This window comes from Deltaproteobacteria bacterium (assembly GCA_016930875.1).
Classification (GTDB): domain Bacteria; phylum Desulfobacterota; class Desulfobacteria; order Desulfobacterales.
Genome location: JAFGFW010000189.1, coordinates 1 through 20,078, shown reverse-complemented (window position 1 = coordinate 20,078; position 20,078 = coordinate 1). Strand labels below are relative to the sequence as shown.

At 51.3% G+C, this 20,078-nt stretch carries 18 protein-coding genes; 3 read left to right on the top strand and 15 right to left on the bottom strand.

Annotated elements, in window-relative coordinates; translation table 11 throughout:
- A partial coding sequence (locus tag JW883_15900; protein MBN1843748.1) for a UDP-N-acetylglucosamine 1-carboxyvinyltransferase occupies positions 1–734 on the bottom strand: 734 nt, incomplete at its 3' end.
- A 221-nt stretch (positions 735–955) separates the two neighbouring features.
- On the opposite strand from JW883_15900, the gene JW883_15895 reads away from it, so the two are divergent.
- The gene (locus JW883_15895; protein ID MBN1843747.1) at positions 956–2,389 is read left to right on the top strand and encodes a response regulator; all 1,434 of its coding nucleotides are present in this window, start codon (positions 956–958) and stop codon (positions 2,387–2,389) included.
- On the opposite strand, the gene JW883_15890 is transcribed toward JW883_15895, so the two are convergent.
- The 12 genes from JW883_15890 to JW883_15835 all read right to left on the bottom strand — a co-directional run bounded on the left by JW883_15890 (position 2,355) and on the right by JW883_15835 (position 16,003).
- A complete protein-coding gene (locus tag JW883_15890; GenBank protein MBN1843746.1) occupies positions 2,355–4,121 on the bottom strand; it encodes an aldehyde ferredoxin oxidoreductase family protein in 1,767 nt (588 codons plus the stop codon). The genes JW883_15895 and JW883_15890 overlap by 35 nt on opposite strands.
- Before the next feature lie 14 nt (positions 4,122–4,135).
- Positions 4,136–5,911, bottom strand: a complete 1,776-nt coding sequence (locus tag JW883_15885; GenBank protein MBN1843745.1) for a hypothetical protein — start codon at positions 5,909–5,911, stop codon at positions 4,136–4,138.
- A 54-nt stretch (positions 5,912–5,965) separates the two neighbouring features.
- Positions 5,966–6,502 carry a TlpA family protein disulfide reductase gene (locus JW883_15880; GenBank protein ID MBN1843744.1) on the bottom strand — a complete coding sequence of 179 codons (537 nt, stop codon included), beginning with the start codon at positions 6,500–6,502 and terminating at the stop codon, positions 5,966–5,968.
- Positions 6,499–7,809: a phenylacetate--CoA ligase gene (locus JW883_15875; GenBank protein MBN1843743.1), complete on the bottom strand. Its 1,311-nt coding sequence runs from the start codon at positions 7,807–7,809 to the stop codon at positions 6,499–6,501. Before JW883_15875 ends, JW883_15880 begins: the two co-directional genes overlap by 4 nt.
- Before the next feature lie 101 nt (positions 7,810–7,910).
- Positions 7,911–8,636, bottom strand: a complete 726-nt coding sequence (locus JW883_15870) for an ABC transporter ATP-binding protein (GenBank protein ID MBN1843742.1) — start codon at positions 8,634–8,636, stop codon at positions 7,911–7,913.
- 97 nt (positions 8,637–8,733) lie between these two features.
- A complete protein-coding gene (locus JW883_15865; GenBank protein ID MBN1843741.1) occupies positions 8,734–10,002 on the bottom strand; it encodes an AMP-binding protein in 1,269 nt (422 codons plus the stop codon).
- Between the two features lie 26 nt (positions 10,003–10,028).
- A complete protein-coding gene (locus JW883_15860) occupies positions 10,029–10,778 on the bottom strand; it encodes an ABC transporter ATP-binding protein (GenBank protein MBN1843740.1) in 750 nt (249 codons plus the stop codon).
- Positions 10,779–10,782: 4 nt separating this feature from the next.
- Positions 10,783–11,541, bottom strand: a complete 759-nt coding sequence (locus JW883_15855) for an ABC transporter ATP-binding protein (GenBank protein ID MBN1843739.1) — start codon at positions 11,539–11,541, stop codon at positions 10,783–10,785.
- A gap of 273 nt (positions 11,542–11,814) precedes the next feature.
- Complete coding sequence (locus tag JW883_15850) at positions 11,815–13,038, bottom strand: D-alanyl-D-alanine carboxypeptidase (protein ID MBN1843738.1); 1,224 nt, start codon at positions 13,036–13,038, stop codon at positions 11,815–11,817.
- A 63-nt stretch (positions 13,039–13,101) separates the two neighbouring features.
- A complete protein-coding gene (locus JW883_15845) occupies positions 13,102–14,256 on the bottom strand; it encodes an ATP-binding protein (protein ID MBN1843737.1) in 1,155 nt (384 codons plus the stop codon).
- A gap of 792 nt (positions 14,257–15,048) precedes the next feature.
- A complete protein-coding gene (locus tag JW883_15840) occupies positions 15,049–15,276 on the bottom strand; it encodes a hypothetical protein (protein ID MBN1843736.1) in 228 nt (75 codons plus the stop codon).
- 13 nt (positions 15,277–15,289) lie between these two features.
- A complete protein-coding gene (locus JW883_15835) occupies positions 15,290–16,003 on the bottom strand; it encodes a Smr/MutS family protein (protein MBN1843735.1) in 714 nt (237 codons plus the stop codon).
- 227 nt (positions 16,004–16,230) lie between these two features.
- On the opposite strand from JW883_15835, the gene JW883_15830 reads away from it, so the two are divergent.
- Positions 16,231–16,422, top strand: coding sequence for a hypothetical protein (locus JW883_15830; protein MBN1843734.1), 192 nt, complete (start codon positions 16,231–16,233; stop codon positions 16,420–16,422).
- 19 nt (positions 16,423–16,441) lie between these two features.
- Here JW883_15830 and JW883_15825 read toward each other — a convergent pair whose 3' ends face one another.
- Together JW883_15825 and JW883_15820 are read right to left on the bottom strand one after the other, a co-directional pair.
- Positions 16,442–17,359, bottom strand: a complete 918-nt coding sequence (locus JW883_15825; protein MBN1843733.1) for an AMP-binding protein — start codon at positions 17,357–17,359, stop codon at positions 16,442–16,444.
- Complete coding sequence (locus tag JW883_15820; protein ID MBN1843732.1) at positions 17,310–18,758, bottom strand: AMP-binding protein; 1,449 nt, start codon at positions 18,756–18,758, stop codon at positions 17,310–17,312. The genes JW883_15825 and JW883_15820 overlap by 50 nt, the downstream gene beginning before the upstream one ends.
- Positions 18,759–19,088: 330 nt before the next feature.
- Here JW883_15820 and JW883_15815 point away from each other — a divergent pair.
- Positions 19,089–20,078 (top strand): hypothetical protein (locus JW883_15815; protein ID MBN1843731.1); only part of this gene is annotated, 990 nt, incomplete at its 3' end.

The window sequence follows — 20,078 nt, the reverse complement described above, 5'->3', positions numbered from 1 at the left end:
GTCACACCGGCGGCAATCATGAAAGTGCCTGTTTCGATCCGGTCCGGTATGATGGTCAGGGAGGCCGGTTTAAGTCCATCAACACCCGTAATGGTCACAACCGGTGTGCCTGCCCCAGTTATCTGAGCGCCCATCTGATTCAAGGCATCGGCCAGGGCCACCACCTCTGGTTCACGGGCCGCATTCCTCAGGATGGTTACACCATGGGCCAAAGCAGCCGCCATCATCAGGTTCTCTGTGCCCGTTACGGTAACAATGTCAAAATATATGTCAGCCCCCTTAAGTAATCGAGCCCGGGCATCGATATAGCCGTGCTCAAGGGAAATATCAGCTCCCATTTGCTCCAGGCCTTTGATGTGCAGGTTGATCGGGCGAGCGCCGATGGCGCACCCCCCGGGTAAAGAGACTCGTGCCCGCCCAAGGCGTGCGAGCAAAGGTCCAAGAACGAGGACCGAAGCACGCATTGTCTTCACCAGGTCATAAGAAGCCTCATGGCTTTCTAGCCCACTTGTATTGATCTTGACGACATCTTCTTCGGTCTCCACGTGGGCCCCAAGCTCAGTCAGTAGTTTTTTTATAGTCCTGATGTCTCTCAGGTCAGGAACATTGTCATAAACATTCCATCCCTCGGTGAGCAGGCTCGAAACCAATATTGGAAGGGCTGCGTTCTTTGCCCCGCTTATGGCTACGGTCCCCTGTAAACGGCGGCCCCCTTCGACTATGATTTTTTCCATCCAAGCTTCTCCGTTGAGATTGCGTTATTTTATCCAATATAGGCCGCAAACTAAATCGTCAAGGAGGTTCGTGGAGTTCTGCTTCGAAACGCCCCGCCCTGAGCCTCATGCCAAACCATCTCACACAAAAACGTTGACAGCAAGGAGTCAAAGTATCAAAGTTTATAAAAGGCCCTTTTCCGCTATTTGCGGCAAGCCAACCTGTGCTAAAGTGCCATGCTATGAGTAAAATAAGCTGCCTAGCCACCAAGGCACTTATAGACTACGTAAGAATCAACAGGCCTGAGAACTTGCACCTGCTCTGGGCGCCACTCAAGGGGGAACTCCCGCAAGGGGAAGACCCCGAGCATTTTCTGAGCAATCCCCAAAACCACGTCAGTATTGATGTGTGCCGGCATGTAATGGAGCAGGCCAGGAAGGCCACTTCGGACGACATGGCCGTGTTCAAGGCAGCCTTTAGACACGGAAAGCAAATAGAGGTAAATAGTATTCGGCGGAGATTGCTCCGCCCCTTTTTTGGCCCAAAACGTGCTGTTCAAAGAGTACAAGAAATACATGATAAGCTTTTTGCCGGAAATAGAATCGAAATCGTCTCGGTCTCAAACACCCACTCGTTAGTCCGCCTTCACTGGTCCAAGGACCTTCCTCTCAGTCAGGATTTCTGTATGTTCGCCAAAGGCATGCACCAGGCAATGCCCACCATGTTCCATCTTCCCCCGGCCAGGTTGTGGGAGAGGGTGTGTTATTTTAAAGGCGGACCGTACTGTGAATACGAGGTGTGGTGGGACAAGAAGCCCCTCAAGGCTCCTCACCTGAGGCCCGCGCTGAAAAGAGGCTTTTCCCGGCCGCCGGAGGGCCGGGTGGTAAAAAACAAGAACCACACCAGCGTGCAGGATCAAGGTGCTGAACGGCTTCATGAAGAGCCCCCAAGAAAGCCTCCCGAGATGCACGCTGCTGCCGGCGACGATGCACAAGGAAAGTCCACCGACCCCACGCCAGGCAATATTTTCCACGAATTCGACAGTCTTTTTGCCGGCATCAACGAACGGCTCTCTTTGATGCTTAAAGATATTGACTCCAGCCATCCTTATTTTGAGCATCTTATGGGGATAGAGGGTAAGATGCAAGAATGGGTCAACCTCACCAAACGACTCCTGGATGTACCGAGAAACAGCAAAGACCCGACAAGGGCGTCCAGTCTGAACCAGAACGGGCTGAATCAGAACGGGGTCTCAAGACAAAAGGGCGTGTCCGGGGAGCTATTCAGAGACACAGAGACCGTGCTTCTTGTCGATAATGAGGATATGCTCATTGATGTTGGTCAACAGATGGTGCAGGCTATGGGATACAAGGCATTGATCGCGAGGACTTGCAAGGAAGCCATTGAGATCTATAGAAAAAACAAGGACGAGATTGATATGGTAATCCTTGATATGAATATGGCGGACATGACAGGCGGCAACGCCTATGACAGATTGAGGAAAATCAACCCCAACATCAAGGTTCTCATTTCCAGCGGATACTGCATGGACGAAGAGACAAGACAGACACTTTCACGGGGTTGTAATGATTTTATCCAGAAGCCCTTTTCTATGAAACAACTTTCCGAGAAAATGCGGGTCATTCTGGACAGCCCTGCTCATCCCAGCCCCTGAGGCGATAGTAATCACCAACCATCTTTTCGAGGTCAGCCTCATCCATATGGCGCCCGGTCGCCAAGGCCTCTTTGTGAAGGCGCCCCGGAAGCCGATCGTCTTCTCGTCTTAGCCCCTCTCTCAGGTTGAATCGACGCACCACATTCGAGATATTGGCGCTTATGGCCTGGAGCATTGCCTGATCGGCCTTCAAGCCAGTGGCCCCTTCCACGATTTCACACAGGAATTCCCATGGGTAAAGGTCCCGATAGAAACGACACAGGATCAAGGCGTCAAAAAGATTGTGACGATCCTCAAAGTCCACAAACATGTCTGCCTTGCCTTCAATGGCATCAGGGGCAATCATACCGGTAAGTTCGGCCTTAAAAATGGTGGCCCTCAGATGGCAGGCGCCCCGATCTGAAGTGGCATACGCGAGCCCCATGCCTTTGAGGACCCTGGGATCATAGCCTGCAGGTTCCAGACCCTTCACGTGAATCGCAATCTCTTCAAGGCCCCATTCCCTGGCAGCGGTCCTGATTCCCATGGCAAGGAGGTCGCCTATCCCCTCTCGATACGCGATCTTTTTCAATAGCCCGGCAATGGCATCGGCTTTCCCGTAATTAACCGGGTAATCGATCTTCTCCCGGCGGGCTGCTTCAATAGCAAGTCCGCAAAGATTGCCGGCGCTGATGGTGTCCATCCCAAGGCGGTCACAGATGTCATTGAGGTAGATGATCTCTTCAATGCTGTCAATGGCGCAAAGCCCACCAAAGGCATAAATGGTCTCATATTCCGGTCCTTCAAGCTTGAGGCCCGCGTGACGTCCTTTTCTTACGGTTGTCATGCGGCCGCAGGCGATAAAACACTTGAGACAGGCCCGGGGTCTGACCTCACACCGGGCGTGGAGGGAATCGGCGCTGATAGACGGCCACTTTTCAAAGGTTCCTTCTGACCAGTAGCGGGTAGGAAACCCACCTGCCTCGTTCATGGTCTTAACCATCATGGGCGTGCCCATGCTTTTGTATGCGGCAACTTGCGGATGTCCTTTGGCCTCTTCGGCCAAATACTTGGCAAGCGCCTTCACGGCGCTGCTATCAGCCAGCTTCCTCCTGCAATTTCCTTGAAATACAATGGCTTTGAGTCTTTTGCTTCCCATGACGGCGCCCGCGCCGGTCCGGCCGGCCGAACGCCAGTAGTCGTTCTCTATGACAGAAAAACAGACCTGGTTTTCTCCGGCGGGGCCTATCACCACGGCGCCGGCACGACTTTTCCTCTGCCTGCCGTTTGCGCCGAATCGTTTGAGGGCCTCTCTTTCAGCCTGGCGGGTATCCATTCCCCACATGTCACCGGCTTCTTCGAATACTGCCCCATCCGGACGGACAACCACGACAACGGGCTTAGCGCTTGTCCCCTTGATGATGACAGCATCATATCCTGCCCCATCAACGGCCTCCGGCACGCGCCCCCCGGCATACGATTCGGAATAAAAGCCCGTCTGGGGAGACTTGGTAAAAACCCCGTACCTGGATGAACCCCAGACCAGACTCCCGCACACAGGTCCTGTGGCAAAGATCAGGTGATTATCCGGACTGAAAGGATCTACCTTGGGAGGGTTCAGCTTGGCCAGAAGACAGGATGAAAGCCCCTTTCCCCCCAAAAATCCCTGAAAAACGTCCTCATCGGCGCTCTCAACAGAAAAGGCCAGATGTGTTAGGTCTACTATCAGGATCCTGCCGTAAAACCCGTACATGCTCTTTGATCCCCTTAGGGTGCACAGATCTCCTTCAATCGCCGATCATACATCTTTCCGATTCCGTACTCGTCCCGCCTCAAAAACTTCTCCTGCGACGGTCCTATGATCTGCATTTCAGGGTGTTCATTCTGAACATCAAGGGCAATTTTCATCTCCTTGGTGCAACCCGTGCTGAATGTAGCATCCTTGCCAACCCACTCAGGAGGAACCTTGGTTTCCATCAGTCGAAAAGCCCTTGTGATATCATCGTATGTCTGAAACCTCCATATGTCGATAAGTCCGCTTCGCTGAACGATTTCCCACATGAACATCAGATCATCGGCATCCATTCCCGGTTCGGAATGCTCTGCGGGATTGATGATAAAGGTTTTCGCAGACTGGTCTTTAATGTATTGAACGTAGGTTGACATGATTTTTTTTGCTATGGCCTCCTTGCCGGGGATAGAACCGATTATGCCACTGTAAAACACCACGGTCATGCCCTGCTCTTTGGCCCTTTGTATGCGGGAGATTATCGCTTGCGCCTTTTCTTCAAGGTCCTTAAGTGTGAACTTGATGACCGCAGGGTGTCTGGCCCTAAAGGAGATTGAAGGGTGCCCGGTTTCATCCTTTGCAATGCTGTAAATGTCCTGGGTAAACTGGAAGTGCGTGTCGAAAAGCCTGCGTCTCTGCTCAGTGCCCTTTGAAATGACACCGTCTACTTCTTTGAAGACCCGAGCAAGAGTGGTGGACGCCAGGAGGAAGTTCAGGTTTTCACGCGTGCCATCTGAAACGGCCATGACAGATTTGTCACTTTTCAAGATATTGACCAATTCGTTTTTCCCCAGTCTGTTTTCCTCGATCAAAAGGGCGCTCTCCAACTGTTCAAAAAGTCTCTCGTCTCCCCGGGCATCGGAAAAGTCGACCTTGGTGAACAACGGGCCGTCCTTAAAGGCGATGATTATCTTGTGCCCCAGCCTTGCCATATATCGTATAATGACCAGGTCCACCATCACCTCTCCTGCTTCATTGGCGAGCCATAGGATCTTCTTTGGCCGGATTTCAGTTGAGGCGTTGATATCCTTGCGAATTTCCAGAAACCGCCACAGTTGCTCCACACCGTTTCCTCTCATGGGCCGGCTAAAGAGCCTCAGGTAATCATCCACCGTGTATTGGGACATCTCATCAGACTCCCAAAGAGCGCTTTCGACGGAAAGAGCAAAAAGGCGGCGCAGCTTTAGATAGTCCGCCCGTTCCTTGATCTGTTCAAGGCCAACGGGTGAGGAAAGGAGAACCGAATCGTCAACGCTGTCCAAGGCCCGCTGAAATGCCTCGGAGTTAAGCTCTTGTGAGGCCCGCTTGTTGCGCTCAGCTTTTTCACACAGGCACGGGTCCTCTATTTGAGTGCGATTGCAGTAGATATTGAACAGACGCTTTTCCAGACGGGATGGGATCATTATGCCGTCCCGTGTTTCGTGTTGGTACTTGGTCTTGATGAGTGCCCCTAAATAAGCCTTCTCCCACTCATCCTCGATCTGACGTTCCACCAGGTTAAGGACATTGCGGAGAGCCTCCTCGTATTTTTCCTGCAAGAACGGCGTGCTTTCCCTTTTCATAATCGTCCAGAACATCTGATCCGAACAGGGATAGTAGCGCTCATTGGCCTCAGTAAAGACCATGAAACGAACCTGCTCCGGGGTGGCTACGTGATCTGGGAAAGCATAATGGTCGAGGTGATTTTCTATGAAAAATGATGTGTACCAGGCATCTGCAGCCGGGTCTTGCCCGAGCCGATAGGCGTGGCCCATATCAAAAGCGCCAAGAGCGTTTTGATTCTGATCTTTGGATCTCATCGCTTGTCGCTAGCCCTTCTTGCTTAAGAGTTCCAGCACCGTCTTTTCCAACATGCGGGCCGGGCGCACCCCTATGAAATGTCCGGCAACGTTGCCATTGCGGTCAATGAAAAAGCTGGTGGGAATTCCCGTGACGTCTCCATAATCCTCAACCACATTCCTGGTACCCAGCACAATTGGATAATTGATGCCGTATTGTCTCACAAAGGGAATCAGCAGGGAGGCTCCTTCCATGTCAAGTGAGATGCCGACAATTTCTAAGCCCTGATCTTTGTACTTCTTGTATAGCCTGACAAAATCAGGGATTTCCTGGCGGCATGGTGGGCACCACGTGGCAAAGAAGTTTAAAAGGACCACTTTGCCTCTTAGGTTCTCCAGGCGTATGGTATTCCCGTTGAGGTTTTTGAGGGCAAAGTCAGGCGCGCGACCAGAGGCAAGTTCGTTCTTTTCTGCTTTGCTCGTGCACCCGAAGACTAGAACGATGATGACAAGGGTGCTTGCAAGTAGTGTCCTTGCGTAGGTATGCAAAATGGCAAAATGAGTCATGAGTGTGATCGCTTTCTCCTATCTACCACCATGGGCGCAGTCTCCTCGTGGCGCAGGATCGATCCTGCCTCCACAAGCCAAATATGTGGCGTAATCCCCAAGGTGTCTCTGACCTTTTTGCGAAGTCGATCCACCATTGAACGTTGTTTTTCCATTTTGTCAAAAAATATCGCTTCAGAGACTTCGATGCGAATGACCAGAAAATCCTGATGGTTTTTCTTGCCCACAACTAGCTGGAATGCAGGCTCTACACCTGTCACAACCTTGAGTATTTCGCCCACCCCTCTAGGATATATGTTGACCCCTTTTACTATGACAATGTCATCGCAACGGCCTGAGATCTTCGATATCCTGGCCAGGGTACGACCGCAGGGGCAAGGGGAATCGTCCAATGAGGTCAAGTCGCCTGTTCGAAAGCGAATCACAGGGAAGGCCTCTTTGGTGATTGTAGTCAAGACCAGTTCGCCAGTGGTTCCATTCGGAAGGACCTCGCATGTATCAGGGTCAATGATCTCGGGTATGAAATGGTCCTCAGACACATGCATGCCTGCTCTGTGGGGGCACTCGCCGGCAACACCCGGACCAATGACCTCACTCAAGCCATAGTTGTCATAAGCTTTGATGTAAAGCCTCTCTTCAATGGCCTCACGAACCCCATCGTCCCAAGGCTCTCCGCCAAACAACCCTAGTTTCAGAGCCAGCGTCTTGGGATCAACATCGGTCTCCTCCATGACCTCGGCAATCCTCAATGCATAGCCCGGTGTGCACACAAGGGTCGTGGTTCTATAATCTTTCAAGATTCTTACCTGACGTCGGGTGTTGCCCACCGAAGATGGAACCACTGAAGCGCCGATCCTCTCCGCCCCGCAGTGGAGTCCAAAGGCCCCTGTGAAAAGGCCATAGTTAAAGGCAATTTGAACCACGTCCTCTCGTGTCACGCCGGCAGCCGTGAGCAATCGGGCGACCAGATCACCCCAACGCTTAAGATCGTTTGCCGTATATCCGACAATGCTGGGGTTCTCGGAAGTACCTGAAGAAGAATGGATGCGCACGACTTCTCTTAAAGGCACGGCAAACATCTCATAGGGGTAGGCCACACTGAGATCCTGGCGAGAAGTAAAAGGGAGCCGGGACAGTGATCCCAGGTCATCAAGATCTTCCGGCACAAAGCCTATTGCATCGAAAGACTTCTTGTAAAAACTCACATTGCGATAGACGCGGTTCAAAGTGGCCTGCAGGCGCTCCAGTTGAAGCTGTTCCCGTTCATCACGCGACATGCATTCGTAACACTCATTCCACACTACCATAATAACTCCCTGCCGTCTGTCGTTGGTCATCAGGTCCGCATTAATTCCAGCAGGAAACAAATGACTACCAATGACTCCAATGACCAGTGACTAATGACCGGCTATTCCCACACCTCCTGATATCCCTTTCCCAGGTAGGCCCGTTTAATCTGGTTGTGATTCAACAGTTCCTCTGATGATCCCTCCATAATGATCTTTCCGGTCTCCATCACATAAGCCCGATCAGAGATATTAAGCGCTGCACGGGCATTTTGTTCCACCAACAGGATTGTCGTCCCCTCGTCCCTCAGCCGGGCAATGAACTTAAAAACACTATGTGCCATAATGGGGGCAAGGCCTAGGGAAGGCTCATCCAAAAGCAGGAGTTTCGGTTGCCCCATAAGAGCCCGCCCAATGGCAAGCATCTGTTGTTCCCCACCGGAAAGCGTGCCTGCCAGTTGATCCTTACGTTCACGTAATATGGGGAACAGAGCCTCGAAACTTCTGATCCTGGTTTTCAGGGCATCACGATCCTTCAGGAGATATCCCCCCAACTCCAGATTTGCCCAGACCGTCATCTTGGCAAATACCTGACGTCCTTCGGGGACATGAGAAAGTCCTTTCCTGACGATTTTGTTCGGTGCAAGACCGGCAATATCAGCCCCTAGAAATCCTACCGTCCCCTTGCCGGGCTTGACAAGTCCGGAGATGGTTTTCAGAGTGGTGGTCTTTCCGGCGCCATTAGCGCCGATGAGGGCTACAAGCTCTCCTGGACGCACGTGAAGCGATACTCCCTTAAGGACACGAATATTGCCGTAGTATGTTTGGACGCTTTTGAGACGTAACAAGGGATAAAATCGCTCCTCGATTTTATGAAACGCGGCTTCGCCGCTTGAAAGTGAAGTTCCGGTCTATCCGGGTTAGGCTCTTTAGCTCACTTCTATTCTATCTATCGTCAATAACCCCGCCAGACGGCAAGCCATACTGGTCCAGGGTTGCAGCCTCCATCAGTCTTATTGTCACCTCAAGCCCGAGCATCTGAAGCATCTGCCGTCGCAAGTGTTTTAGTACGTTTTCAACGACCTTTACTTCATCTGAAAAGATAGTGTCACTCATTTCCAGCAATATTTCAACCATATCCAGATGATTTTCCCGGTATAGGTGGATTAAGAAACGTGGAGGAGCGGTTCTTGAAATGGTTTTTAGTGTTCGTTCGACCTGTGCGGGATGCACCTTCACTCCACGGATCGTGAGCACTTCTCCCGCGTGTCCTGTGACTCCGGATATGCGGACAAAGGTCCGGCCACAGAGGCAAGGCTCCTCAATGGTATAAGAAAGGTCCCCGGTGCGGAAGCGGATAAGGGGAAAGGCCTTGGCTGTAAGCGTGGTCAACACCATCTCTCCTTCCTCACCAGGCGGGCGTAAGTCTCCACTGTCAGGATCGACTATCTCCAACACAAAATGGTCCTCGTTGATGTGAAGGCCATTCTTTTTATGACACTCAAAGGCAATTCCGGGCCCCATCACATCGCTTGGCCCGTATCCTGCCGTCACGTCAACGTCAAAAGATGATTGCAGCGTGTCCCGAATATCCTGGGTCAACGTCTCCCCAATGACCAGAATAGCCTTCAGGGCCAGTCTGCTTGCATCCATGCCGATACTCTCCATAGCCCCCAGAATGTGCATGGCATAAGAAGGCGTAGTAAGCAGTACCGAGGTCTTATAGTCCTCCATGGCCATAAGTTGTTTGGATGTGCTCATGTGGGACACGGGCATGACCGAAGCGCCGATATTTTCAGCGCCCTCTTTTAAGGCTCTCCCCCAACTTGACAACCCGGGATTTAGGCAAATTTGCACGACATCCGTGTCAACAACCCCTCCTGCTGCCAGAAAGCGAGCTGTAATGGTGTCCCTCACTTTGAGGTCACCCCTTGTGTGGCCAACAACCATCGGTTTGACCGTGGTTCCTGCTGAAGGACTGATCCGGACAATATCTCGAAGAGGAACGGCAAATAGACCGTAAGGGTAATTGTCACCCAGATCCTTTCGGGTTGTAAACGGCAGTCTTGCAATGTCTAGTACGGAAGCAACGGCATTCGGATGGATTCCCAGTAAGTCAAACTGCGTTCTGTAGAACGGGACATTCTTGTATGCCCGATTCAGGGTGCTCTGCAGCCGTTCCAGTTGAACCTGTTCGAGGTCTTCCCTCTTCATATGCTCATTTTCACCATTCCAGAAGCTCAAGCCTTATCCCTCCCCTCCCAAAATGTCTTGTAATCCTTTCCAAGATAGGCCCTTTTGACATCGCTATCATTTAGGAGATCATCCGAGCTTCCCTGCAGGATGACCCTGCCTGCTTCCAGGACATAACCCCTGTCTGAGATTTTCAGAGATGCCCGAGCGTTTTGTTCCACAATTAGAATGGTCACCCCACTGTTCCGGAGTCTGGAGATCGTGCTCATGATATCCTTCACTACCAGGGGGGCAAGACCCATGGAAGGCTCATCCAGAAGCAGGAGTTTTGGCCGAGCCATAAGGGCCCGGCCGATGGCAAGCATCTGCTGTTCACCTCCCGAGAGAGTGCCGGAAATCTGCTTGATGCGTTCCTTCAGCCTTGGGAAGAGCTCAAAAATCCACTCCAGGTCCTCTTCAATGGCCCCTTTTTCTTTTTTTTTGTAGCGCAGGTAGGCTCCGAGTTGTAAGTTCTCAAAGACCGTCAAGGGGGCAAAGATCTGTCGTCCTTCAGGCACCTGGCTTATGCCGGCAGCTACCACTTTCTCAGGAGGAAGGCCGTTGATCTTGCTGTCCTCGAAATAGATTTCACCCTGCGTACAGGAGATGACCCCGGAAACCGTGTTCAAGATGGTTGTTTTGCCCGCACCATTGGCGCCGATCAGGGAGACAATCTCCCCGGCCTGGACATGGAGTGACACATTGTCCAGGGCCTTGATTCGACCATAATAGGTGTGAAGATTCTTAATCCTTAGCACACAACTAATCCCCCAGATAAGCTGAGACCACTTCAGGATTGTCCTGAATTTGCCGCGGGGTGCCTTCCGCGATATTTGTTCCGTAGTTGAGAACCACAATCTCGTCTGATATTTCCATTGCGACTTCCATATTGTGTTCTACCAGCAAAACGGTTATTCCACTTTCCCTTATCTTCAGGATCAGATTACACAAGGCTTGGCTTTCACTCGGGTCAAGACCCGAAGCTGGTTCATCCAGCAACAGGAGTTTGGGCTCGGTGGCAAGGGCCCTTGCAATCTCCAAATAGCGCTGAAGCCCGAAAGGAAGTCCGGAGGAATTCTCGTGGGCCCGCTCCTTGAGACTGACAAAGTCAAGGAGTTCCATGGACTGATCCATGATGGCCCGTCCTTCCTCGCGTGCTGCACGGAGCCGGAAAGCCCCGCCGAACAGTCCCGCCTTAGTGCATACATGGCAGCCCATCATGACATTTTCGATCACAGACATATTCTCAAAGAGTTCTACGTTCTGAAAGGTGCGGGCAATACCCTTCCTGCAAATAACGTGGGGCTTAAGACCGTCAATCCTGTCACCAAGAAACCAAACCGCTCCCTCATCAACGCGGTGAATGCCGGTAACAATATTGTAGAGCGTTGTTTTTCCTGCACCGTTGGGACCAATCAACGACTTGATCTGCCCTTCACTCACAGAAAAGGAGACATTCGCCAAGGCAGTCAAACCCCCAAAGGATTTTCGTACATTATCTATTTCAAGGATGTTATTCACTTCAGTTCAGGAAACCTGCTCCTGTGGGCTAGGTCGCCGACTTCGCCAGCCTAATCCGCCGAAGTGGTAACGGCTACGAAGGCGGACGGCTGAAAGAGTCATTGGCTCTGCCATGCTCGGCTCGGTATAGCGTGGAAGTGCCTTGTCAAAAACAGAACATGCAACCCCAATTTTAGGCATACAAGGCATTTTTTTCTCAGTCACTCATGAGCTTGCGAACGTCCGGCCCCCTTCAAGGGAGCAAATCAAGGCCACGTCCTAGGCGTGGATTCTTTACTCTGTATCCGTTTTCTGCAATTTTAACAAGACCATAACGCTGTTCATCACAGATTCCATGTCCGGATTCGGGCTGTTTAGAAATATGACGAAACAGTAAGGCCTGCCGTGCCGACTCTCAATGTAGCCGGTCCTCGTTTTTATGCCCTTCAAGGTCCCGCTCTTGTGCAGCACCCTCCCTTTGTGGGTTAGGAGACCGCAGTGGGGCTCAAAGGCCTTTAAAACAGCGAGCATATCCAATGCCGACAGCCGGTTTTCTCTTGAGATCCCGGATCCTTCGACTATCCTGATGTCATGCAAACCGAGTACGTCCTTTGCGTATCGGCAAACAGCTCGTACGCCTTTTTCAACGGTGGCCGGAGGCCCATCCACGTTGGCCCCAACGGCAAGGAAAATCTGGTTAGCCATGAAGTTGCTGGAAAACTCAAGCATTTTCCGCAAACACTCTTCCAACGCATAAACCGACTCATAGGTGTAGACAAGCCGATCTTCCGGGCCCACGATGCCCATGCGTGTTTTGCCCTGAAAATCAATGCCCGTTTCTCTCAGAAAATGCACCAGAAGTTCTCCGGCGTAGCCGACTGCCTCCCGGCTGTCGTGGGAGAAGGTATAACGACCGCTCTTTAAGCCTAAGCGCCGCACATGCTCAAGGGCCAGCGGGGTCAGAGGCGTTTGAGGCTCTGCCGAGACAATTTTCCCAGCCCTGTCCCGCTCGAAAAAGATCGTGTTGAAATTGGCGCAAAGTGCTCCAAGGGGGGCATCATACGGATTTGTCGAGTTGCTTACTCCAGGAATCTGAATGTCACGGACAAAATAAGAGTCATCCAGTATCAGATCCTTAAAGCCTTGAAACCTGCGGGCCAGAGCCGCAGCCATTTCCTGCCATACTTCCGAGACTAGAAGTGGGTCCCCATAGCCCTTGATTTTAAGGTTGTTCTGTTGGTCCAGATAGAATTCAGTCCGGAACCTGTAAGATTCTCCCAGATGATGAATCGCTGCAAGGGCGGTAAGGATCTTGAGGGTGGAAGCAGGGACGAGTTTTTTTGTTTCATTCTTCTTGTAAAGAATCTGCCCGTCAGGCCAGGCCACCAACAGGGCATCCTCTGATGAGATCTGATCCAAAGGGCATGCTGCCTGCCCGGCCCACAAAATACGAGTCCTGGGCAACCACAAGGCCCAAAGGAGTGTGGCAAGAACCGATATGAGTGTAATCCGTTTCATTTGCTTGCTCTACCGTATAACGGGTTAACCGAATGCTTACTGTGAGTCAATCAGGAATCAAGTTCAGATGCCCAACGATTGCCCTGGTCGAAGCTGCCTAAGAAACTCATCGCAGGGCAGGCACAGGATGTTACCTTTTAGCAGAGTGTCCTTACCCCGGTAGAGGAGACAAGCTTTACTTGCGGGATAGTCCTGTTTGAATGCTTTCAGCGATCTCAAGTCCTGTGGACGGATGCGGGCAGAATTTTTCACCTCAATGGCAAAGAGTCCCTCAGGACCATATGCGATGAAATCGACTTCAACCCCTGATCGCGTTCTCCAGAAGTGCAGAGAACTGTCACTCTTCGAATAGGCAATCCATGCCCGGAGATGTTGCCCCACAAGACCCTCAAGGGCGTGGCCGGCGATTTCTTCAGGTCTGTCCAGGAGGCCTTTAGGGCGCAAGGACCTGTAAACTCCTGCGTCGAACAAGTAGAATTTCGGGTGGGCGACCAAAGCCCTTCTGGCGCGTTTCGTAAAAGCTGGCAATCGATAGGCGAGCAGCAGGTCTTCTAAAACGCTGACATAGCCTTCCACCACTTTGCGTTCGACTTTGCATTCGCGTGCGACATTACTGATGTTCATCAAGGAAGCATGAGAAAAGCTCACGGCCTCAAGGAAGCGCGAGAAATTGCCTATGTTCCGCACCAGACCTTCCATCTGGACCTCTTCCCGGAGGTAGAGCGCGGCATATGTCCTTAGAACCTGCTTCGGTTGAGGTGAGTCCAGTACGATCGGCAACAGTCCCACTTGCAGGGCGTCGTCCAAGCTGAACCGATTGCCTAGTTCCGCGGCCATGAATGGATGGAGAGAACGCAACACGGCGCGTCCCGCCAGAAGATCGACTCCTGCACGCTTCAGTTTCCTCGAACTCGATCCGGTGAGTACAAACTCCCATCCACGTTTCTCTTCGATAAGGCTGTGAACAAGGTCGAGCAACTGAGGCGCCTTTTGGATCTCATCGATAACTATAACAGCCTTATCCGGAGACGTGAGCAGTTGCTCCCGGAGGCGCTCGGGATTGGCTGAGAGAATCCGAAATGTCTCGGGATCCAAGAGGTCAACATAGAGAGACTCTTTGAAGCGCTCTTTTGCAAGTGTTGATTTTCCGGTTCCTCGAGGCCCGAACAGAAAAAAACTCCCCTGAGGATGATCAAAAAATCGCCTTAGCCTTTCCATATTGCGCCTCATTTTGGAATTATATGCCCCAAAATTAGCCGAAACCCTCCCTTATGTCAAGATATTTTGGTAACTTGGTGTCGGACCAGGACTATGGGCATGATCATGCCGGACGCACCCGCACTGCCATTCGAGGTTTCATCCCGCCGTAGGCGGGTCAACGAAAGAAAGATAACCCTGAACGGTCACCCCGTTAAATAGGTTGGAGAACTTTTCGGTAGTCCTGAACCCTTTGGCATGGAAGAGCTGTCCGAGAAACTCATCGAAATTCTTGAGAAATAACAGCTCCTGACTTGCTGTAATCGGCCAGGGCTTTTACACCGCAAGTTCGGGTCCTTGAGTACGGGAGAGCGAGCCCTAAGCGTGTCAAGCCTTAAAGATTTCATCCTGACATAAAAAAATAACAGTTTAGCACCCATTGCTTTTTCTGTCATTTCGACCAAAGGGAGAAATCTCTTGACTTGGAATTGTATGGTTTGCGATCAAGATTTCTCACCCCCCTTGGGCGGGGTGAGAAATGACAACGGGGCTGAACTATTACCCCAAAAAAGACTTGTTGAAAACGCGAAGATATGCTAAGAGTCAATACGGTGAGCGGTGACTACGGGTCCAACTACCGGTTCAGAGGTCTTTGTCCGGGGCATCAGGACTTGGTTTAAAACCACATTAATCCTGTTCACAGGAGTGCCTACCTCGGTGTAGCGCCGTCTCACCAACCCTACCATCCCAAACCTGTCCAAAGTCTATAGCTCTTGAATATTTCCCTGGTTGCAAAAAAGACATGAATATCCCCTATTCGGCAGGATCCTGGTGGGAGAGGTCAATAAAGCGGCTTTGGGTTACCACTTCGTGATTAATGACAGCTTCCACGAGAGGAAGCTCTTGTAATAGCTTTCCTATGCCCTTCTCATGAACAGGTTCCAGGATAATTCGCCGCTTGTCGGCCAACAAACGGTCTATAGTCAACAAGAATAATATGGTTTGGTTTTTGGCTTCTTTGTTAACCGGTCTACGGTACAAGGCTACCTTAAGCCTATTTACTGGTTGCTCCTTTGCGAAAGCGTTTGGTGGCAGGACGCTGCCGCAACAACACATAGGTGGCCCCAGCTCCTCCGTCGCAAGCCCTCGCACTTGAAAATGCTACGACCCATTTTCGCCAGGGACCGGACGTAAGCCATTCCTTGACCTTGGTCTTAAGGACTGGTTCTGCGCGTGAAGACAGACCACGGCCGTGTATGATCAGCACAGCCCTTCTTCCGAAGAGCACGGCTTCTTTGAGAAACTGCTCAAATGCCTCATGGGCGTCCTCAACAACGAGCCCGTGCAGATCAAGGTGGCTCTGGATCGAAAAATCGCCCCGATGCAAACGTGTGGCGACTTCAGGATTCACCCCGTAGCCCAATCCTTCCATGTACTCCGGTGTGTCGGAGATGGTGAATCCGGCCCCGTGCCTCACCAGTTCCTCCAATCGGGCCAAGTCATCATCCTCTGGATCATGCTTAGGCACCCTCGTCGGCCGTACTTCGCCTTGATCAAATGAGGTATACTCCCTCGCAATAGGCTCAACGCCTGCCATAGCCTCCTCGAAGAGCCTTTCTTGATCACTGCTATCCGGCTTTCTCTCTTCAATCACGTCCGGAGCAGGCTTTTCTTTATGGGAGGTTGCCAACGGGAATGACTGCTTCTCAAGGAGGTCCTTGAGGTTTTCAAAAGGCTTGTAAGTTTCAGAAAATTTGGAAGATTCCATGGATACGTCTGTAACGGTTCACGGGTTCAGAGGTTCAGAGTTCACCGAAACTCTAAATCAATGCCTGCTTTTCATTCATGCATTTTGGTAATTCCAAACACGAAATCCGTGCTGTTTTCAAGGCGTCAGCCGCAAACCCGTGATAGATGCCGACCATTTCTTGACATGATACCGCAAAGATGCTAGGAAAATCAATATCTATGGCGGTTCTAAACAGGAGGCACGAAATGAAAGTGACTTGCGATAAATGCGGGTGCGACATGAAGGTAACCTCTTCTTACAGGTACTTTTGCCCGGAATGTAAGTATGAAATCGAGATGGAGCACATTCAAGAGGCGAACAAGAAACATTGGGACGAGCACAAAAAAAACATAGAGTGGGTAAAAGTCAAGGGCGAGGAGATCATTATTGTGGAATAGTCTTTCCTTTGAGCTTGGTCTATCGCACTTCATAGGCCAAAGAACGGAGCTTCTCATAACCGACAAGCTCGTCTCTGAGCATTGAGCCCTCCTTGATGCCCACCCGGAATCCTTGCTCCACAGCCATTACCATAGTCTTCTTGACTTGCTTCCAACGTGGTCTTTTCCCAGTTTCCTGTTCCACGGATGTCATTGGCTCTACCACCTTGTCCTTTATCTCTGGCGGGATCCATAGCACGCGAAAGAAATCTCGTGTCTCCATGGGCCCCAGGAAGGCCACTGCATTGATCAGCGCAATGGGTCCCACCTCTGAGATGACAAAAGTGGCGATCTTGTCACCCCGCACCCGAATGCTCCCTCGGTGTTTGTACCAGGCTTCCTTAACCCCGAAGTCCTCCATGATTTTCAACAGGACATGACCCATTTTTTTATAAGCCCCGTCCACGTCCTTGATAAGATCCCCTTGAAGGACTAGTTGCAAGAAGGCCGTCTTTTCCGGGCCGGCAAATACCAGGTTGCGCTCTCCGGTCAGTATAACCTGCTCCAGGGCTGGCAACTCTGGTCGGATCTCATTGATCATGGGCGCAAAGTTGGTTAAGGCAATTAGGACACTGGCGCCGGAGTCTTTAAGAATACGCTGTATTTCTCCGGCCTTATACAGGGTGTTAAACGGCACGGCGATGGCGCCGAGCTTCAGAGCGCCGACAAAGGCGTAAACAAACTCCGGGATGTTCGGTAGCATTATGGCGACCCTGTCTCCTTTCCCCACGCCCAGCCTTTGGAGCCCATTTGCCACCCGATTGGCTCGGAGGTTCAGTTCTTTATAGGTAAGAGCTTTCCCATCAAAGTGAATGGCCACTGAGTGCGGAAAAGATGATGCCCATTTCTCAATCGACTGAACCAGTCCCAGTCTTTTTTCGTTCGATTCTGCGTTCATCCTTGTAATTGTCTGGGAGTTCCTTTTTCAAGACTTTTCCCGTCACACTCATGGGAAGGGTCTCCATAAAAGAGATCTTGTCCGGCACCTTGAAATCTGACAAGGACCGCTTACAGTGTTTGATAAGTTCCTTTGCCGAAACATCTTTCCTGGTGGTGACAAATGCGACAATCTCCTCCCGTTCCCCCTTTTTTCTCCCGATAACTGCAGCCTCCTTTACCCCGGGATGCCCCTGGAGGACTTTCTCTACCTCTCTGGGCGAGATGTTCAGCCCTCCCTTGATGATGATCTCTTTCTTGCGATCTGTGACAAAAAAGTAGCCATCCTCGTCCTGATATCCCATGTCACCGGTGAGAAACCACTTGTCCTTGAAGGCTTCCTCAGTCTCTTGAGGAAGGTTGTAATATCCTTTGGTGACGCCTTTTCCCCGGACAGCAATCTCTCCCACCTCTCCTGACGGAAGCTCGCTGCCATCATCATCGAGGATCCTCATTTCAAATCCGGCGAGGGGGACACCGATAGAACCTGCCTTGGAAGCGCCATCCGGCGGGTTGAGACAGCAGGCCGCTACAGTTTCGGTCAGGCCGTACCCTTCAAGGATCCGGGACCCTGAAGAAAGCTCAAAGGCCTCAATCATCTCCCCAGGTAATGGAGCAGCGCCTGAAACGCACAACCGGATGCTCTCGGGCAGATGCAGCTTTTTTCTCTCCAGCAGCATTAAGAGGTGAATAAACATGGTGGGAATGGCGATCACCAGGGTTGGGTGGCTCTCCATGATTGTCTTAAGCAGGCCGCCAGGAGTGTACTGGGGGACAAGCACGACGCTTGCCCCGTGAACCAACCCCAAATGGAGGACGTTTGAAAGCCCGAAGACATGAAAAAAAGGGAGAACCGCCATAATCTTGTCCTTTGGGGTCACGTCCAGCGCTTGTTCCGTGGCTTGCTGCTGGCACACAAAATTCTCGAGCGTCAGCTTTACCCCTTTTGCTCTGCCCGTGGTACCCGAAGTGTAAAGGATACAGGCCAGGTCTTCGGGCGCCGTCGGGACTGAGGCAAATTCATCGCTTTCACCTAGCATCATCTCTTCAAGGCTGATTGTTTCCGCCGGCCGCACACTCGCCCCACCCCCTCTGGGCTGGCAGGCCACATCCACATCATGTTCGGATGCTGCCTCGCGGTCAACGGCAACATCCGCCCCTGCCAATATGCCGTTTTTTGATACCCCCTGAAGGATCACAGTGCCTGCAGCCACGTCCGAAGAAAACTGGCGCAGCCCTGCGATCCTGCCTTGTAAGACGGCCGCGGGCAAGGCCATGACGTCAGCTATATCCCCGTCGGGCTTAAAGATAAGCCGCCACTGCTCCTTATGCTCTTCTTGAGAAATAGTCTTCCGCTTCATCAAAGGATACCCGGGGCGCCATGCCACTAGTTGGATTTGTCAGATAGCTGATCACCACAAAGAGAACATCTTAACATGTCCATATTACATACTTTCTGAAGCGTCAACCTGTCAAGTCATAAGATCGCTTCGCGATCTCATGTAATGCGGTTTTGCCGCGGATAAAACCGGACAGATCTTCATATATGCACATGCTTGAATTAGTTCCGAGACAATTTTCATTCTCATACTCGAAAAACGCATTTTCCTATCAGGTGGCACTAAACTTGCTTAACTTTTCGGTCGATATATTGATTGTCGGAAAGATTCCTGGGTCGGGACAAGGTCGTTATGAGCAAAAAATACATCATCGGGGTTTGCATTGCCGTTCTGGTGTGGGGCGGGTTCATGTTTTATCGACACCATAGGAAAAAAGGGGATATTACCGACTACATGGAGCAGGCAAATAGACAGATCACCGAGGCTGCAAAGAAAGCGCCACGGGCCGGCCTGGCTGAGATCGGATCGGCCATCGAGGGCTACCACAAGGAAAATCAGGCATACCCCTCGAGACTCATCGATCTTTATCCCAAATATCTGGCCAACAAATCGCTCATCGAGGAGATTGACTGGTACTATAAGCCAAGGGGTAATGATTTCTATTTGAGCAAGACCTTGACTGTGGGCAACAAAAGGATTGTTGCCTCCATCGATAGAGACCTGAGGCCCGAGGCCGAAGCAGGGGCCATGGTGGCTACCCCGAGCCCGGTTCCCAAAGCAGAAGCGATCAAAAAGCCCAAATGGGCCGAAAAACCGGAAACATCCGAGCGAACAAGACTTGCTTTGGCCAGAGAGGCCTTTTTGCAAGCCCTTCGCCATGGACGGATGCGTGTCACCTCCGTGTCTTTGCCTCAAATGGATGAGGCGAGATTCATTTCCACTGTCCAGCCTGAAGTTTTTTCAATAATGGAGTCTGATATCCGTTCAGATGTTGAATCCGAACTCAGCCAAAGATACCTTATATGGAAAGGCGATAATGGTGTTTTGGGTTTCAGCAACGTTCAGTACCCTGATGCGGACAGTCTATCTATATTTGCCTTTGGCAGGTGGTACAATATCAAGATACCCCTGGAAAAAGGGCATGAAGCTCTTGACCTGAAAGCCGAGGCAGCGAGAAAAAAAGAACATCCTGAGATGATGGCCCTAAATATCGACGGCAGCTATTTGGTGTGGAAGGACAAGTACGGCGCCTTGGGCTTCGGAAACGTTCAGTATCCTGAAAAAGATCTTGAATCCGTTTTTCAAACCGATGGCTGGGTGAACATGAAAAGCCCTGCTCTT

Excerpts from the sequence above, each read along its gene's own strand:
- JW883_15895 (MBN1843747.1), top strand. The coding sequence starts at position 956 with ATGAGTAAAATAAGCTGCCTAGCCACCAAGGCACTTATAGACTACGTA.
- JW883_15890 (MBN1843746.1), bottom strand. The coding sequence starts at position 4,121 with ATGTACGGGTTTTACGGCAGGATCCTGATAGTAGACCTAACACATCTG.
- JW883_15885 (MBN1843745.1), bottom strand. The coding sequence starts at position 5,911 with ATGGGCCACGCCTATCGGCTCGGGCAAGACCCGGCTGCAGATGCCTGG.
- JW883_15880 (MBN1843744.1), bottom strand. The coding sequence starts at position 6,502 with ATGACTCATTTTGCCATTTTGCATACCTACGCAAGGACACTACTTGCA.
- JW883_15875 (MBN1843743.1), bottom strand. The coding sequence starts at position 7,809 with ATGGTAGTGTGGAATGAGTGTTACGAATGCATGTCGCGTGATGAACGG.
- JW883_15865 (MBN1843741.1), bottom strand. The coding sequence starts at position 10,002 with ATGAAGAGGGAAGACCTCGAACAGGTTCAACTGGAACGGCTGCAGAGC.
- JW883_15850 (MBN1843738.1), bottom strand. The coding sequence starts at position 13,038 with ATGAAACGGATTACACTCATATCGGTTCTTGCCACACTCCTTTGGGCC.
- JW883_15845 (MBN1843737.1), bottom strand. The coding sequence starts at position 14,256 with ATGGAAAGGCTAAGGCGATTTTTTGATCATCCTCAGGGGAGTTTTTTT.
- JW883_15835 (MBN1843735.1), bottom strand. The coding sequence starts at position 16,003 with ATGGAATCTTCCAAATTTTCTGAAACTTACAAGCCTTTTGAAAACCTC.
- JW883_15830 (MBN1843734.1), top strand. The coding sequence starts at position 16,231 with ATGAAAGTGACTTGCGATAAATGCGGGTGCGACATGAAGGTAACCTCT.
- JW883_15825 (MBN1843733.1), bottom strand. The coding sequence starts at position 17,359 with ATGAACGCAGAATCGAACGAAAAAAGACTGGGACTGGTTCAGTCGATT.
- JW883_15820 (MBN1843732.1), bottom strand. The coding sequence starts at position 18,758 with ATGAAGCGGAAGACTATTTCTCAAGAAGAGCATAAGGAGCAGTGGCGG.